At 68.4% G+C, this 13883-nt stretch carries 15 protein-coding genes and 2 pseudogenes; 8 read left to right on the top strand and 9 right to left on the bottom strand.

Annotated elements, in window-relative coordinates; translation table 11 throughout:
* Positions 1 to 135: 135 nt before the first annotated feature.
* Positions 136 to 687, bottom strand: a complete 552-nt coding sequence (locus QCN29_RS06500) for an ATP-binding protein (protein ID WP_279926757.1) — start codon at positions 685 to 687, stop codon at positions 136 to 138.
* Positions 688 to 860: 173 nt separating this feature from the next.
* Between QCN29_RS06500 and QCN29_RS06495 the strand changes: the two genes are divergently transcribed.
* Positions 861 to 1691 carry a helix-turn-helix domain-containing protein gene (locus tag QCN29_RS06495; protein ID WP_279926756.1) on the top strand — a complete coding sequence of 277 codons (831 nt, stop codon included), beginning with the start codon at positions 861 to 863 and terminating at the stop codon, positions 1689 to 1691.
* The gene (locus tag QCN29_RS06490) at positions 1688 to 1891 is read left to right on the top strand and encodes a DUF397 domain-containing protein (protein WP_279926755.1); all 204 of its coding nucleotides are present in this window, start codon (positions 1688 to 1690) and stop codon (positions 1889 to 1891) included. Before QCN29_RS06495 ends, QCN29_RS06490 begins: the two co-directional genes overlap by 4 nt.
* Here QCN29_RS06490 and QCN29_RS06485 read toward each other — a convergent pair.
* The 4 genes and pseudogenes from QCN29_RS06485 to QCN29_RS06470 form a co-directional block, all read right to left on the bottom strand.
* Positions 1891 to 2043, bottom strand: a pseudogene (locus tag QCN29_RS06485) (transcriptional regulator); the annotation flags it as partial. The gene QCN29_RS06490 and the pseudogene QCN29_RS06485 overlap by 1 nt on opposite strands.
* Complete coding sequence (locus QCN29_RS06480) at positions 1970 to 2302, bottom strand: recombinase family protein (protein WP_279926754.1); 333 nt, start codon at positions 2300 to 2302, stop codon at positions 1970 to 1972. The gene QCN29_RS06480 and the pseudogene QCN29_RS06485, both read right to left, overlap by 74 nt.
* Positions 2303 to 2456: 154 nt before the next feature.
* Positions 2457 to 3863: a hypothetical protein gene (locus QCN29_RS06475; protein WP_279926753.1), complete on the bottom strand. Its 1407-nt coding sequence runs from the start codon at positions 3861 to 3863 to the stop codon at positions 2457 to 2459.
* 390 nt (positions 3864 to 4253) lie between these two features.
* A complete protein-coding gene (locus QCN29_RS06470) occupies positions 4254 to 4955 on the bottom strand; it encodes a Tn3 family transposase (protein WP_279926752.1) in 702 nt (233 codons plus the stop codon).
* A 31-nt stretch (positions 4956 to 4986) separates the two neighbouring features.
* On the opposite strand from QCN29_RS06470, the gene QCN29_RS06465 reads away from it, so the two are divergent.
* Positions 4987 to 5388 (top strand): hypothetical protein, encoded by a 402-nt coding sequence (locus QCN29_RS06465; RefSeq protein ID WP_279926751.1) that lies wholly within the window; start codon positions 4987 to 4989, stop codon positions 5386 to 5388.
* 33 nt (positions 5389 to 5421) lie between these two features.
* Here QCN29_RS06465 and QCN29_RS06460 read toward each other — a convergent pair whose 3' ends face one another.
* Both QCN29_RS06460 and QCN29_RS06455 read right to left on the bottom strand, forming a co-directional pair.
* A complete protein-coding gene (locus QCN29_RS06460; RefSeq protein ID WP_279926750.1) occupies positions 5422 to 5607 on the bottom strand; it encodes a hypothetical protein in 186 nt (61 codons plus the stop codon).
* A gap of 779 nt (positions 5608 to 6386) precedes the next feature.
* Positions 6387 to 6716, bottom strand: a pseudogene (locus QCN29_RS06455) (DUF6879 family protein); the annotation flags it as partial.
* On the opposite strand from QCN29_RS06455, the gene QCN29_RS06450 reads away from it, so the two are divergent.
* The 3 genes from QCN29_RS06450 (at position 6660) to QCN29_RS06440 (ending at position 9030) form a co-directional block, all read left to right on the top strand.
* Positions 6660 to 6875 (top strand): hypothetical protein, encoded by a 216-nt coding sequence (locus QCN29_RS06450; RefSeq protein WP_279926963.1) that lies wholly within the window; start codon positions 6660 to 6662, stop codon positions 6873 to 6875. The pseudogene QCN29_RS06455 and the gene QCN29_RS06450 sit on opposite strands and share 57 nt — an antisense overlap.
* A 70-nt stretch (positions 6876 to 6945) precedes the next feature.
* Positions 6946 to 7602 (top strand): class I SAM-dependent DNA methyltransferase, encoded by a 657-nt coding sequence (locus tag QCN29_RS06445; RefSeq protein WP_279926749.1) that lies wholly within the window; start codon positions 6946 to 6948, stop codon positions 7600 to 7602.
* A 321-nt stretch (positions 7603 to 7923) separates the two neighbouring features.
* Complete coding sequence (locus QCN29_RS06440; RefSeq protein ID WP_279926748.1) at positions 7924 to 9030, top strand: hypothetical protein; 1107 nt, start codon at positions 7924 to 7926, stop codon at positions 9028 to 9030.
* 101 nt (positions 9031 to 9131) lie between these two features.
* Here QCN29_RS06440 and QCN29_RS06435 read toward each other — a convergent pair whose 3' ends face one another.
* Entirely contained in the window at positions 9132 to 9440 is a 309-nt protein-coding gene (locus QCN29_RS06435; protein WP_279926747.1) for a hypothetical protein, read from the bottom strand.
* A gap of 218 nt (positions 9441 to 9658) precedes the next feature.
* On the opposite strand from QCN29_RS06435, the gene QCN29_RS06430 reads away from it, so the two are divergent.
* Positions 9659 to 10816 (top strand): transposase, encoded by a 1158-nt coding sequence (locus tag QCN29_RS06430; RefSeq protein ID WP_279926746.1) that lies wholly within the window; start codon positions 9659 to 9661, stop codon positions 10814 to 10816.
* Between the two features lie 51 nt (positions 10817 to 10867).
* Here QCN29_RS06430 and QCN29_RS06425 read toward each other — a convergent pair whose 3' ends face one another.
* Positions 10868 to 13360, bottom strand: coding sequence for a helix-turn-helix domain-containing protein (locus QCN29_RS06425; RefSeq protein ID WP_279926745.1), 2493 nt, complete (start codon positions 13358 to 13360; stop codon positions 10868 to 10870).
* Between the two features lie 122 nt (positions 13361 to 13482).
* On the opposite strand from QCN29_RS06425, the gene QCN29_RS06420 reads away from it, so the two are divergent.
* Positions 13483 to 13680, top strand: a complete 198-nt coding sequence (locus QCN29_RS06420) for a hypothetical protein (RefSeq protein ID WP_279926744.1) — start codon at positions 13483 to 13485, stop codon at positions 13678 to 13680.
* The last annotated feature ends 203 nt before the right edge of the window (positions 13681 to 13883 follow it).

Here is a 13883-nt window from a genome sequence, read left to right as displayed (position 1 = left end):
CGGACTCCCTCGGAGGGGCACTGGTGTGGTTTTGACCTGCGGCTTTGTGCCAGAAGCAGGGCGAGCACGGGCTAACCGACGACGACCTCCGCAATTGGCGTCCCCCAGCCGCCACCCGAGGCGGTCGCGCCAGCGTCAAGAAGTAGCCGGAAGCGGCTCGGCGTTGGGCCTGTACGTCGATGCCGAGCCTGACGGACGAGGGGCTCCCGGCTGCGTGCGCGGGTGGCCTCCGGTCGGTACCCGCAGCTCCGCCCATACGGTCTTGCCCGGTGCCGCCTGGCGAGGGGTGACGCCCCAGTCGTCCGCGAGGGCGGCGACGAGGAGGAGGCCGCGGCCGGACTCGGACGCGGGGTCGGGGGCCGGGAGTGTGAGCGGGGGTTGTCTTTCCGCGCGGGTGTCGGCTACCTCGATGCGGAAGGTGCCCTCGGCCAGGGTGAGCCGGAGGTGGAAGTCCCGGCCGGGGACGCGGCCGTGGCGTACGGCGTTGGCGGTGAGTTCGGCCGTGATCAGGGTGAGCGTCTCGTTGGCCGGGGTTGTGTAGGGGTGGCCCCAGTCGTTCAGGCGGTGTGAGACCAGTCTGCGGGCGAGGCGGGCGCCGCGTGGCGTCGAGGTGAAGCACATGGTGAACGCGTGGTCCGTTGTGGGGTGCTGCGACGTATGCCCGTTCGGGGGAGTTGCCGACTTCATGCGGTCAACGGTTGCGGACTCTGCGTAGCCTTGAACAGGAGCGATGCGCTGACGGGTGTGGGCTGTACGCCTGCGCGGTGAGCTTGTCTGCGGCGCGGGGCGTGACCGGATACGTGGGCCGCGCGTTGGGTGACGTTCGGTGGCTGTGGTGGTCGTATGGGAGGAGCTGCGGCGTGGACGATGAGGTTCAGCAGCCGGAGTACGAGTTCGGGGCGGGCATTCTGTGCGTGTTCGGGCGGCAGTTGAAGCGGTTCCGGGAGCGGGCGGGGATGGACCGTGCGAAGTTCGGGTCGCTGACCGGGTACTCGGCCTCGACGATCGCGTCGTTCGAGCAGGCGAGACGTATTCCGCCCGGGAAGTTCATCGACCGCGCTGATGAAGTGCTCGGGGCGGGTGGGGTGTTGAGCACGGGGAAGGAGGAGGTGGCTCGGGCCCAGTATCCGGCGTTCTTTCGAGATGCGGCTCGGTTGGAGGCCAAGGCGGCAGCCCTACATGTGTACGCGACCAAGGCCGTACCGGGCCTCTTGCAGACTGAGGATTACGCGCGAGCGGTGTTCTCCATGTGGCGACCCCTGCTGGACGAGGAGACAATCAACCAGCGGGTCGCTGCTCGTCTGGCACGTCAGGAGGTCTTCTCCCGCACTCCGCTGCCCACCATCAGCTTTGTCATCGAGGAGTTCGTTCTGCGCCGACCACTCGGTGGACGGGTTGTGATGCGGGGCCAGTTGGAGCAGATTCTGCTGTGTGGGCAGCTGCGCAACGTGGAGATCCAGGTGATGCCGATCGAGCGGGAGGAGCACGCTGGGCTGGAAGGCCCCTTCACCTTGATCGAGACGCACGATGGACAGAGGATCGCCTACGTGGAGGCGTACAAGGACAGCCGTCTCCACACGGAGCGGAGGCAGGTGCGGGAGATCGAGGAGCAGTACGGCATCCTTCGGGCCCAGGCGCTCACTCCGCGCGAGTCGCTGGCCCTCATCGAGAAGTTGCTTGGAGAGAGATGAACGCCCAACAGCTCATAAGGCCCGTACCTGAGTCGGCCTGGTTCAAGAGCAGTTACAGCACAGGCTCGGGCGGCGAATGCGTCGAGGTCGCCGCCACCCCCGGCAGGGTCCACGTCCGCGACTCCAAGGACACCACCCGTGCCGCACTCGCCGTGGCCCCCACGGCCTGGACCGCGTTCGTAGAGTTCGCAGCACTCTGAACCTTTTTGTACAAGGCGATGTTGTCAGCGTCGTCCAGCCACAGTTCGGCGTGCCAGTCCTCGGCGACGACCAGCCGGTCATCGAGCACCCAGAAGCCGTTGGCAGGCACGATCTTGACGGACGCCGTGAAGGGGATGACGCCCAGCTCGATCGCGCGCTCGCGCAGTTCGGCGCCCGAGGGTCACCAGGTGCAGGACGGAGCGGGAGAGCCGGTCGAGCCGGGTGACCTTCAACGTGTCGCCCTCGCGCAGCAGCTGCATGACGAGGTCGAGCTTCGGGCGGGACGCCTTCGCGCCGCTCGCGGTGTCGACGTGCACGTGGTCACGGGTGACGCCGGCCCGCAGCAGTGCGTCGATCTGGTGATCCGGGTTCTGGTCGGCGGTCGAGACCCGCGCGTAGCCGATGAGCATGTGTCGGAATCCATCGGCTGGACCGTTCAACGACGTTGATTCCCGACGCGAGTTGTCGACAGTGCCCACCTGCGGGTTCGTGATCGCAGTGACGAGTGTCGGCAGACGGTCGTTTGCCGACACTCGGCACACGGAACGGCTCTTGATTCGGCACTCAGTTTCGAGCGTTGAGAACGATCAGGCGTATGTACTGACTGGCGTAGGTGATGAACACGCCCGCGCCCTTGGCAACGGCGTCCGGCGTCGTAGTCGCCACCGGCAGCGGCTTTGCGGCCCCCGTCTTGGCCGAGACGGAGACGGGCATGTTCCCTTCGGTGCCCTCCCGCTCGGTCAGACCATAGGCGGTGCCGTCGTCGCCGACGGAGACGAGAGTGATCTCCTTGGCGTCCTTCCCTTCGCCGACGCAGTGGCCCTTGCCCGTCTTCAGGTCGAAAACACTGCCGCCCTTGACCAGGTAGTCGCCGTTGGGGGACAGGCCCGCAGGGGTCTCGTAGCGATCGGGCCGCTTGGGTGTGCGCAGGTCGTAGGGGGTGCCGATGTTCTCGCACGGGGCAGTTGCCCGGAGCTTGCCGGTCGCCAGATCGTGTATGGCGGAGATGGGGTTGTCAGAGGTGGTGTACCAGCCGGCGATCAGGTAGTTGCCCGTGGCGCTGTTGATCCGGCCGTTTGGCGTCTCCCAGGGGCCTGTACTGGCAGATTCCCCCTTGAGCACCGAGTCGACGCCGGGCGGAGTCACCGTTGCGCTGTGCCAGCCGCCGTCGACGCCGAAGCCGCCGGAGTAGATGCCGCCCTCGAGTCTGCCGTTGGTCACGAGGCCGTCCGGACCCGGGAAGGCGATGTTGATGTTCAGGTCAGAGGGTTTCCCGCCGAGTTTCACCTTGGAGATGCCCGGGGTGACCTTGCCGTCGGGGGACAGCAGTACGGCGTCTTCGGACCTCGGTATGACCAGCAGACCCCGCGCTCCCGGGAACACGTTGACGTCGGTGGCGCCGTCCTCGGCCGACGCCTCGACATCCGCGGTGCCGGATGGGGCGATGTCCCCGGAGGCGTCGGCCGGGTAGAAGGCCGCGGAGATCACCTCCTTGGCGCTGTGGAGCTGGTCCTTGCTCTTCTTGCCGTATGCCCATACGGCGAAGTACTCGCGTTCGCCGCCCGTGATCAGGGATACGCGCGGGACCGTCAGCAGCCCGTCCGGGTCTTCGGTCTGCTCCTCGGTGGGCTCCGGTGCCTTCCAGGGCTTGCTCGTCGACAGCAGGCGGCCGGACACCGCCTCGCGGACCTTCAGTACGTAGCCCTGCTCGCTCTTGTCGAGGTACGCGAGGGTGTCGCCCTTCGCCGAGAGCGCGTAGGGGTAGGGCTGCCCTTCGGGCATCCAGTCGGCCCTGACCTCCCACCCCTTCTCGCTCGCGAAGGCAGCGGGGGGTGTGATCTTGCTCTTCAAGGCGACGTCGGTGGGCGTCCCGGGCGCGCCGTCCTTGGAGCCGCCGGAGCTGCACCCCGACACGGTGCCGATGAGCGCGCCCGCCAGCAGCGCGGCCGTGACGTTCTTCCCGATCCTCATTCAAGCCCTCTCGATGCGTGGGGCGATGAGGCAACTCAGCCGTCTCTCCCCCCGGTGGACGGTGTGTTCAAGTGATCGTGATCAGGACGGCACGCTATCAGCAATGCACCGTCGACCCGGTCCAACGGTTGAGGCGGGTGGGGGGCGACTCCGAATCCTGGACACGGACCGCTGCATAGCCGCAGCCGGACGGTTCTACCTCCCGCAGGATCACGCGAGGGAGGCCGTAGCAACTGTCCGGGCTCCAGTGCTCCTGGGGCGAGGTACGGCGGTCGGCAGCCCCAGGTCGAGCTGCTTGTCCATCTCCAGTCGGAAGGTGCCGTACGGGTTGATGTTCGACCAGAACAGCGCGGTCAGCCCGCCTCGGTCCTCGTCTGTGAGTTTCCTCGCCTAGACCGGCTCGGCGAGGACCTGCTGAAGCAGCAGCGTGTTGACGTGCACGAGCGCGGACTGGAGCAGATGCAGTGCGAGCATCGACGTCTCGGCGTGTTCCTTGTCCGGACCGGTCAGAGCGCCGTCCTTGCCGTAGTGCAGCACGGTGTTCGCCGAGTTCCAGTTCTCCACGACCTGGAGCCCGCCGTGGATCTCCCGGCGCAGGTCGGGGCTGGCCAGGTAGTCGCACGCGAACATCGTGCGGACCGCGCGCCCCAGCTCTTCGAGTGCCTGGTAGGTGGGGTGCTTGGGGCTGCCGCGGGTGAAGCGCCGCAGCACCTGCTCGGCCTCCGTCGTCCCCAGGCGGAGCGCGGTGGCGTACTTGACCATCTGGTCGTACTGCTGGGCGATCAGCTCCCAGCGGATCGGCCGCGTCAACGATCCTCCGAGGGCTGGCCAGCCGGGCGGGTCGTCGTCGGGCCGGTACAGGCGGATGCTGCCGATATTCTTCAACCCGGGCAGCAGTCGGAAGTTGAGCAACTCGGTGAAGGCGAAACCGACCACGCTGGCGCCGTGCGTGTCCACGTAATTCGACTCGATCTCGGCGTCCGTGCAGTGCCGCAGCAATCCCTCGATCATCGCCGCGACCTCGGACGACGAACAGCTCTTGAGCTGGGAGTAGATGCAGACGTTCTTGCGCTCCCCGTGCCAGTAGATCATTACGCCGTTTCTCTATGCGCAGGCGGAGGCCGTGCACCGGGCCTGGGGCAAGTTTGTCGCCAGGGGCGGGAACGTGTGGGCGGCGTCGGCTCCCGTCACCGCGGAGCAGGCCGCCACTTGGCGCTTGTGGATGTCAGCGGTCTTCATGCCGCTCAACCGGCGCATGGTCGAGATGGTCGTCTCCCATGCCGACCTGCTGCGGGAGGACACCATCCCCGAGCCCCTTAAGGAGCTGTGTGCGCACGTGGCCTGTTATGAGCCCATCGTCGCCCGGTGGCAGGAGGACGGGTTCGACTCCGTCCAGCTCGATGATCACGTGTCGATCGCCGGCAATTTCCCACGTACGGAATTGGACGCATACGTCCGGACCTCTTTCGAGGCGCTGAAGCTCGAACAAGCCCGGCTGCTTGCGCAGATACAACGGCTGAGCTGAGAAGCTGCGCCCTTGGGGCTGTGGCACAGCTTGTCATCGCCAGAGGGTGGACCGGCGCTCGGGATGGGCGGTGTCGATGTACTTCATCGCGGTCTCGCCGGCGATACCGAAGACGCGCATGAGGTGGACGGGGTCGGCGGTCTGGCGGGCCTCGTCGAGGATGCGGTCCTGGCGGAGCTTGGACAGAGTGAGGCCGAGCGGCCGGAAGATGTCGTTCATGACCATGGTGGAGACGGCGGCAGCCGGTCGTCCGCCACGGTCTGCTGGCTGACCAGCAGGTAGGGGTTGGCCGTCAGGGGCCACCGCTGGTGGCGGTCGCGTAGCCAGTCACTCGCGAGGATGTGGGTGACTTCGTCGAGGTAGACGGTGTGCCGTAGGCCCCGCCGGACCGTCAGACGCCCGCGAGCGAGGTCGAGATCGGTCAGAAGGAGGCAGCGGGTCTCACGCCGGCCGAGCGCGTGGATGGCGACGAGTGCGACGACGAACTTGGCCATCGGAGTGTCGGCCCGGTCAATCAGGCCGCGGAGGCGGTCGGTGGGGATGGGCACGGGCAGGCGTTCGGAGGTGGACAGTGAGATGCTGCGGGTGGGGTCGCGGAAGATCACCCGTTCCTGCTTGAGGGCCTGGAAGAGGCTGCGAAGAGCGCTGAGAAGGCCCCGCCCCGTAGAGCCGGGTCGTTGTTTGAGGGCGTCTTGGACGTCGTCCTTGGTGATCTCGTGCAGGCTGGTGACACGGACCGTCCAGGCGGTCAGGACTGGGTAGAGGTAGCCGAGGTACTTGCGGATCGTCTCGAACGGCATCGCGGGGTGTTCCCGGCGGCCCTCGCCCCGCAGGACCAGCACCCAGCGGTGGAGTTCGTCGGCGAGGGCCTCGGGGAGGCTCTGGACGCGCTGGTTGATGGCCCGCTGATGGATATCGACCTGCCGGGCGGGGTCGGGGATGACCAGGCCGCGGCGGCTGAGGAACTGCAGGATCCGGCGTGCGCTGGTGCCGGCCCGCGCGGCGTCCTCACGCCACAGGTACCGAATGTCCTCTCCGAAGGTGGCGTTGTGCCGGGCGTAGTCGAGCAACAACAACTGTTCTGTGGTGCGCGGGTTATCGGCGATGCGGACACGGCCGACCGTCTTACCGGCGCCCGTCTGGGCCTTGATGTTGACGAACCAGGGTTCGTCGGGGTCGCAGGGCGACGAGCCGGTGGCCAGGAACGCCTGAAAGTCGGGGTCCTGCCGGTCCGACGCGTAACCGCGCCGCGTCTCCAGCCGCCAGGCGGTGTGCTCGAAGGTCTCGAACAGGCGGCGGAAGGTGGCCCGGTCCACGAGGGCCGCTACAAGCACCACGCCCCGTTCATCGAGCGCCGCCGCGACGGACTGTGCCTGCGGACGGCGGACTTCCTGAAGTCCATCGGCTTCGACGTCGACGAGGAACTGTGGGCGATCGACGGCACGGACTGCTCCCCGTGCGACAACAAGGTCCCCGACAGCCACTGAACGGCCCTATCCTGGCCCCTGTCCTCGGTCCTCGGAGGACAGGGGCCGGCCCTTGCGAAGAGGAATCGTCTTGCCCGCACAACACGACATCGCCGCCGAGACCGAACTGTGGGACACCTTCGCCGCTTCCGCCTTCACAGAAGACGCGGAGCCGAGCTTCTGCTGGACCCAGTACGCCGGACACGGACCCGGTCCGGAACTGCTCGGCAGCCCCCGTTCCGTCCTGGAGATCGGCTGTGGCACCGGCCGCGCACTCGCCCACCTCGCTCAGCGTGGCACCGCCGCTCGTGGCGTTGACCTGTCTCCCGTCATGGTCAAGAAGACCACCGAGAAGTGGGTCGACACCGGCGCGGAGTTCGTGTGCTCCGAGGTGCTGGAGTACCTGAGCGAGCGCGAGGAGGTGTACGACGCGGTCTACTCGATCTTCGGCGCCGCCTGGTTCGCCGACCCGGGCCGTCTCTTCCCCCTGGTCCGCCGGAGGCTCAGCCCCGGCGGCGTCTTCGCGTTCTCGCAGCCGCCGGCCATCCCCGGCGCATACGGCCCGCAAGGCATGTACAAGGGAGGCTTCGCCGGAAAGGCCATGTTCACCTACCGCTACAGCTACCGCCCGGCCGTCTGGGAGCGCCTGCTCACCCGGGCCGGGTTCGCCACGGCCGACGCACAGGTCCTCGACGCGCCTCACCCCGGGCACATCGGGACGCTCCTCGTCCGCGCGGTCGCTCCGTGACCGTCCCCTGCCGAGAGCGCAGGCGGCGTCTTTGTCGTCGCTGGTGGCGACGGTGTGTTCGCATGCGCGGAAGCGGGCGGCTCGTTCGGGCCACCGCTGGACGGTGGCTGTGTTCACAAGGTTGGACAGCCGATAATCGCCACTTCGGGAGGCGTCACAGCCACAGGGACTTCGAACACTGAGTAAGCCGCTTGGCGCGGTCAGAGACGGCGGCTGGCACTCACCCACGCTGCGTTGACGCTCCGCGACGGATGAGAAGGCGCGTTGGCGGGCTGCCGCCGAGCTGCGATGATGCAGCTGTTTCCCATACGGAGGGGGCTGTTGTTCGTTTTCGTTTGTGCGGGGTGCGATGCCGAGCTGACCATCCCCTTGTCCCAGGTCTCCCTTCCGGCGCACGCCCGTCAAAAGTACGGGAACGGGGTCCAGCTTCCGGTGCTCATGGAGTCAGGGACGTTTGCCGTGGACCCGGAGCCCTGGGGAGGGCCGTGGCGGATGTGGGACGAGATCGATCCGGGCGAGGCGGAGGCGCGCGGCATCTACGCGCCGGTCTACGCCCTGTCCGACAGTACGCCCGGGGCGATTGTCATCGCGCCCGGCGATGTCCGCGGAACCCGGCTGATCCCCGAGAAGAGCGGCGGCGCCTGCTGTGGTCTCGACGGGGCCGACGGGCCCAACATGGCCTGCGAAGCGTGCGACCTGCCCGTGGGGATCAGGGTCGACGACTGCTCGCTCTGGCAGGCAGCGCGGCTCAGCTCAGAGGGCGTACGCCGCGTCCTCGTCAACGGGGTTCACGCCGCGTCGTTCTCCTGGGCGGAAATGGCAGAGAGGGAGGAGAGAACGCCCCCGCTCGAGCCGATTGCCACATGGGGAGGACGGTTTGGGTCGAGCCACTATTGGTCGTGGAGTCCGCAATGGGAGGCGGCAGCCGGCCAGGCGCTCGCCCACCTGCTAGCGGCTTCCGAAGGACAGCCGGTAAAGGTTCCCGACGGTCTGACCGCAGACCTGTTCCAACGCGCGCTAGACGCCCTGCTGCCCGCAGGCCTGCCAACGCGGCGCGCCGTCCTGGCTGGACCGGAAGAACCTTCCCCCGACGCGGACGTCGACATCCTCCTCGTACCGGTCCATCCCCAGACGGGTCAGACCTGGGCCCCCGCCGGCCCGGCGGCATCGGCATACCCGGTGCCCCTGCCGCTCGGGGTGTGGCTGTGGCTGGTCTCTCCCCAGCCGTACTTGCCGGTCCCCGCATCGGGCGGCATTCTCCAAGACGTCCTCCGTGACTACCCGCTCCCACCGCGCCCCAACTACCTGTTCCGGGCCGATCGGGGAACGTTCCAGCACACCTTGGTCCGGCTACCGGCCGTTCGCAGCCCGTGGATGGGCACGATCCTCGAGAACCTCGCGCGGGACAGATCGGCCGACATCTTTTAGTCGTCCGGCAATCGAACGGCGAGGGGCTCTCGCGCTTCCCGAAGTGGCGAGTACCCGCTGCCCGTTTGAACTAGCCAGGTAGCCGTCCACCCCGCGTGCCATCAGTGCGGGGCGCGTGCCCGCACGATGAGCGTGCCGACGTTCTCGGGGTCCGGTGCCTCCAACACCCGGGCGTCGATATTCATGAATCCGTGCTGCTCAAGGAGCCCGGCCCAGTCCTCCGGCGTGCAGGCCCAGCGGTGGATCCACAGTTGGCGGCCGCTGAAGCCAGCCCCGTACATGCCCTGGATGCCGTAGGAGCCGGGCACGGCGGGGGCGTGGGAGAAGGCCGGCACGCCTTGGGGGGCAAGGCTCTGGCGGAGCAGCGGAAGCAGTCGCTCGGGGCTGGTGAACCACAGTGCGCCCCACACGGGGTGCTGGTAAGAACGCTGTCACCGATCCTGCTGGCTTATTCCGTGCCTGGCGGGGCTGACGGCTCGTTGTCCAGGGCAGTGGCGGCCGTCTTGCCGTTCCCGGTCGCGGGGTGGGGTGTGGAATGTCGATGCAGCCGAGGCCGTGGCCGAGAGTGCCCGAGCTGACCGCGCAGGTGGCGCGGTCGGTAGCGGCACGGGGTCCGTACCCGCTGGCGATGCGGATCCGTGACGAGCTGGGCGAGTTGTTCGCGGACGCCGAGTTCGCCGAGGCGTACGGAACGAGAGGGCGGCCGGGCTGGTCGCCGGGCCAGCTGGCGCTGGTGACGGTGTTGCAGTTCGCCGAGAACCTCACCGACCGGGCGGCGGCGCATCGGGTGCGGTACGGCATGGACCTGAAATACGCACTCGGTCTGGAGCTGGACGATCCCGGGCTCGACGCCTCGGTGCTGTCCGAGTTCCGCACGCGACTGGTCGAGCACGGGATGGAAGAGAAAGCGTTCGACCTGCTGCTGACCGCGCTCAAGGACCGGGGCCTGGTGAAGGCGGGCGGCAAGGGCCCCTGGTGGACCGGCTACAAGATCCACATCAGTGAGTCCTGCGGCGAACCCGATGACCAGCAGGACCCGGCTACCGGCAAGGCGACGATCCTCGGAGCCGAAGTGCCGCCGCCGCATTTGATCACCAGCATCGTGACCACCGACGCCACGGTAACGGACGCGGAGATGACCGAACCGGTCCATCACATACTCGCCGCCCGCGATCTCCTGCCCGCCGAGCACTTCCTCGATTCCGGCTACGCCTCAGCCGAGTTGATCGTGGGCGTGAAGAAGAACTTCGGGGTCGCCCTGGTCACCCCGGTCCTGATCAACAGCTCACCCCAGGCACGTGCCGGCGCCGGCTTCGACCGCACCGAGTTCACCATCGACTGGGACCAGCGGCAGGCCACCTGCCCACACGGGAACACCAGCACCTGGTGGAGCCCCGCCACCCAGCGCGGCACCAAGGCCATCGTCATCAAATTCGACAAGGAGACATGCCGCCCCTGCCCGGTGCGCGACCAGTGCACCCGCTCGAAAACCGGCGGCCGGACCCTCTCGCTGCAACCCCGCGAGCTGCAAGAAGTCCTCGACCATGCCCGCCTCCAGCAGGCCGACGAACAGTGGCGAGCCAAGTACGGAATCCGCGCGGGCGTCGAGGGAACCGTCCACCAGGCCGTCGCGGTCACCGGGATGAGACGTGCCGCTACCTCGGTCTCCAGAAGACCCATCTGGAGCACGTCTTCTCCGCCGCTGCGCTCAACCTCATCCGCCTCGATGCCTGGTGGAACGGCCACCCGCTCGACCGCACCCGCGTCGGCCACCTTGCCCGCCTAGACCTCTCCCTCACCGCGTGACCGTCATCAGCCGCACATGAGGGAAGTCCCTCTACGACATTTCAGGTGGCGCGCATCGGCTGAGCAGGGCGGACACCGACGGTTTCCATGGAGGTGTCGGCGTACCGCCCGGCTCCAGGCCGTACGGCCACAGCCTGCTGAACACCTTCGGCATCCCGTCCAAGCGGTACAGGGCTTCGGTGTCGCCGTGGTCGGCGGCCTGCCGGTAGAGGGCTTCAGCGCTCTCCCGCTCCCCGGCTTCCTCCCGCATCTGGGCCAGGCCGACCAGGGCGGCCGGGCTGCCGTGGTCGGCGGCCTGCTGGTAGAGGGCTTCAGCGCTCTCCCGCTCCCCGGCTTCCTTCCGCCACTCGGCCAGGCGGTACAGGGCGTAGGGGTTGCCGTGGTCAGCGGCCCGACGGTAGAGCGCTTCAGCGCTCTCCCGCTTGCCGCCCGCCACCCGCAGCTCGGCCGGGACGACCAGGGCTTCGGTGTTGCCGTGGTCGACGGCCTGCTGGTAGAGAATTTCGGCGCCCTCCCGGTCCCCGGCCATCTCCCGCATCAGGGCCAGGCCGACCAGGGCTTCGGCGTCGCCGTGGTCGACGGCCTGCCGGGCCAGGGCTTCGGCGCTCTCCCGCTTCCCGGCCAACTCTCTCAGCTTGGCCAGGACGACCAGGGCTTTAGTATTGCCGTGGTTGGCCGCTTGCCGGGCCAGGGCTTCGGCGCTCTCCCGCTTCCCGGCCAACTCTCTCAGCTGGGCCAGGCCGACCAGGGCGGCCGGGCTGCCGTGGTCGGCGGCCTGCTGGTAGAGGGCTTCAGCGCTCTCCCGCTCCCCGGTCACCATCCGCGTCTGGGCCAGGTGGTGCAGGGGGAAGGGGTTGCCGTGGTTGGCGGCCTGCCGGGCCAGGGCTTCGGCGCCTTTCCGGTCTCCGACTTCCTCCCGCATCTGGGCCAGGCGGTGTAGGGCGTAGGTGTCGCCGTGGTCGGCGGCCTGCCGGTAGAGGGCTTTGGCGCCTTTCCGGTCTCCGGCCTTCTCCCGCATCTGGGCCAGGCCGACCAGGGCGTAGGTGTCGCCGTGATCGGCGGCGCGGTGCTGGAGGTGGTGGGCCCATCGCAGGCGGCACCGGTCTTTAGCGGCCTGGGCGAGGTTGTTGAGGTCATCGGGGGAAGTGAGGTGGGTGTGCGCGGCGTGCCAGAAAGTGGCGGGCGGGCACAGGTGCCTGCGGCTGGTGCGGCCGTGTTGTTCGAGGTAGTCGGCGAGCTGGAACAGCGGCCCCACCGGCTGCGGGGCCGTGGCGTCGGCACTGAAGGTGGGCGGGTGTCGTGGGGTGGTGCGGTGCAGGGGGGCCTGTTTGCCGTGAACGAGTTGGGCAAGTTCGGCGTAGGCGCGTTCGGCCCAGTCGTCGCTGAGCTGGTCGTAGTCGCTCTGGCTGAGGTAGTCGGGGGCGGCGTCGGTCAGGAATTCCTGTGGGAGGTGGAGGCCGACCCCCAGGCGGCGCGCGTCCATGGCTGCTTCCAGCAGTGCTCGGGCGGCCGGAGTGGCCTGTTCATAACGACGTTGGAGTTCGGGGGCTCCGGCCAGATCCTGAGTGACCCGCCCGTCGGGGCCTGCGCGGGTGAGGGCGTCGGCCAGTAGCCGGTCACCGCCCTCGGCAAGGGCCGTCGCGGCGGCCAGGGCGGCGGTGTCGAAGGCGTCTGGGACGGCCTGGGTGCGGCCGGAAAGCAGTTCCCGTACCCGGCTGTACGGATCCCCCTCACCCGGCGTGGGCAGGGCGGTGTACTGGCGGGCGTACTCAGGCCACAGCGTGCCCAGCACTAGGACTGGCCCGCGCTCTTCATCGACCAACAGACGGTGCACGGCCGCCGCGATCCGCTCACCGGATGCCGGATTGCCAAGGTAGTGCTGGGCCTCGTTCAGCCACACCACCGTCCGCGGCCCGACCCGGCATAGCTCCTCCAGCGCAGCCTCCACGCGAGTCGGGTCGAAGGGATGCCACAGCCACCACCCCATCTCCGCAAGCGGCTGAACGGCCTCCCAGCATGCCCGGGTCTTCCCCGTCGACGAGGTGCCCACCAGCACCACGATCCGGCTGCGCCCGGCCATCACGTCCCGTACCGCAGCGGCCAGCTCCCGGTCATGCTCCCGGGGCACATATCCGGGCAGCGCCCGCACCGCGGGTGCATCCGGGCCCAAGGCGGCCCTGCCAGGACCGGCGGGGTGGACCTCCAACTCGTGCGCCTCCCACCGACCGATCGGCCTACCCGGCCTCACGCCATCAGCTGTGGCCGTACCCGCCCCCTTGGCCGCGGCACGCCGCAACTCCAGAAGCTCGTCCACCGGCAGCTCCAACACAGCGGCCAGCGCTGCCACCGTCTCCGCTGACGGCACCGGCGCCTTGGACGAGAGCGCCTGCGACACCGTGGTACGCCCAAGCCCCGCCCGACCAGCAAGCTGCGTCTGGTTCAGCCGGGCCCGGGCCAGCCCGTTATTGAGCCTGGCACGCAGGTCGCTCAGGGGCGGAATATCGGTGCTCTGCTCGTCGGGCATGTGCTTCCCCCAGGCCAGTGGTGTGTTCGCCGGTGTTCATCTTCGTCCCCGCGAACCATGGCGCGCACCGATTCCGCGACCTTCGACCACGTCAACACCCCACCTCGTACAGGGAGCTTGCCGTGACCGTCGCCATCGTCCTCCTCACCACCGCGCTCGTCCTCGTCGTCGCGCTGCTGGTCGGCGCTGCCGCGGGCAAGCTCGCCCGCATGGACAGCGCCACCTACCCCAGCGCCCTCACCCGCGCGGCCACCACGTTCGCCGCCGTCATCGCCCTCGCAGCCGCGGTGACTGCGGCCATCGCCACCCTCTTCACCTGAACGAGCCCCACGTACCCCACCAAACACGGACAACCAGACCAACCACCAACCGGAAACGCCAAAGGGGCCACCACTGCCCTGACCAACGAATTCCCATGCGGAATATGCCAGCAGGATCGTCACCAGCCGCAAATGGCGGTGACCTTGCGGGTGGCACTCGGTGACAGCCTTCCTCCCAGGCATGCCGGTCCCGATTCGGCCCC

The organism is Streptomyces chengmaiensis (genome assembly GCF_029846775.1).
In the GTDB taxonomy this organism is placed as follows: domain Bacteria; phylum Actinomycetota; class Actinomycetes; order Streptomycetales; family Streptomycetaceae; genus Streptomyces; species Streptomyces chengmaiensis.
This window is presented reverse-complemented; position numbering and strand designations above follow the sequence as displayed.

Excerpts from the sequence above, each read along its gene's own strand:
- QCN29_RS06430 (WP_279926746.1), top strand. The coding sequence starts at position 9,659 with ATGCGGATCCGTGACGAGCTGGGCGAGTTGTTCGCGGACGCCGAGTTC.
- QCN29_RS06480 (WP_279926754.1), bottom strand. The coding sequence starts at position 2,302 with ATGCTCATCGGCTACGCGCGGGTCTCGACCGCCGACCAGAACCCGGAT.
- QCN29_RS06470 (WP_279926752.1), bottom strand. The coding sequence starts at position 4,955 with ATGATCTACTGGCACGGGGAGCGCAAGAACGTCTGCATCTACTCCCAG.
- QCN29_RS06500 (WP_279926757.1), bottom strand. The coding sequence starts at position 687 with ATGAAGTCGGCAACTCCCCCGAACGGGCATACGTCGCAGCACCCCACA.
- QCN29_RS06425 (WP_279926745.1), bottom strand. The coding sequence starts at position 13,360 with ATGCCCGACGAGCAGAGCACCGATATTCCGCCCCTGAGCGACCTGCGT.
- QCN29_RS06475 (WP_279926753.1), bottom strand. The coding sequence starts at position 3,863 with ATGAGGATCGGGAAGAACGTCACGGCCGCGCTGCTGGCGGGCGCGCTC.
- QCN29_RS06460 (WP_279926750.1), bottom strand. The coding sequence starts at position 5,607 with ATGAACGACATCTTCCGGCCGCTCGGCCTCACTCTGTCCAAGCTCCGC.
- QCN29_RS06490 (WP_279926755.1), top strand. The coding sequence starts at position 1,688 with ATGAACGCCCAACAGCTCATAAGGCCCGTACCTGAGTCGGCCTGGTTC.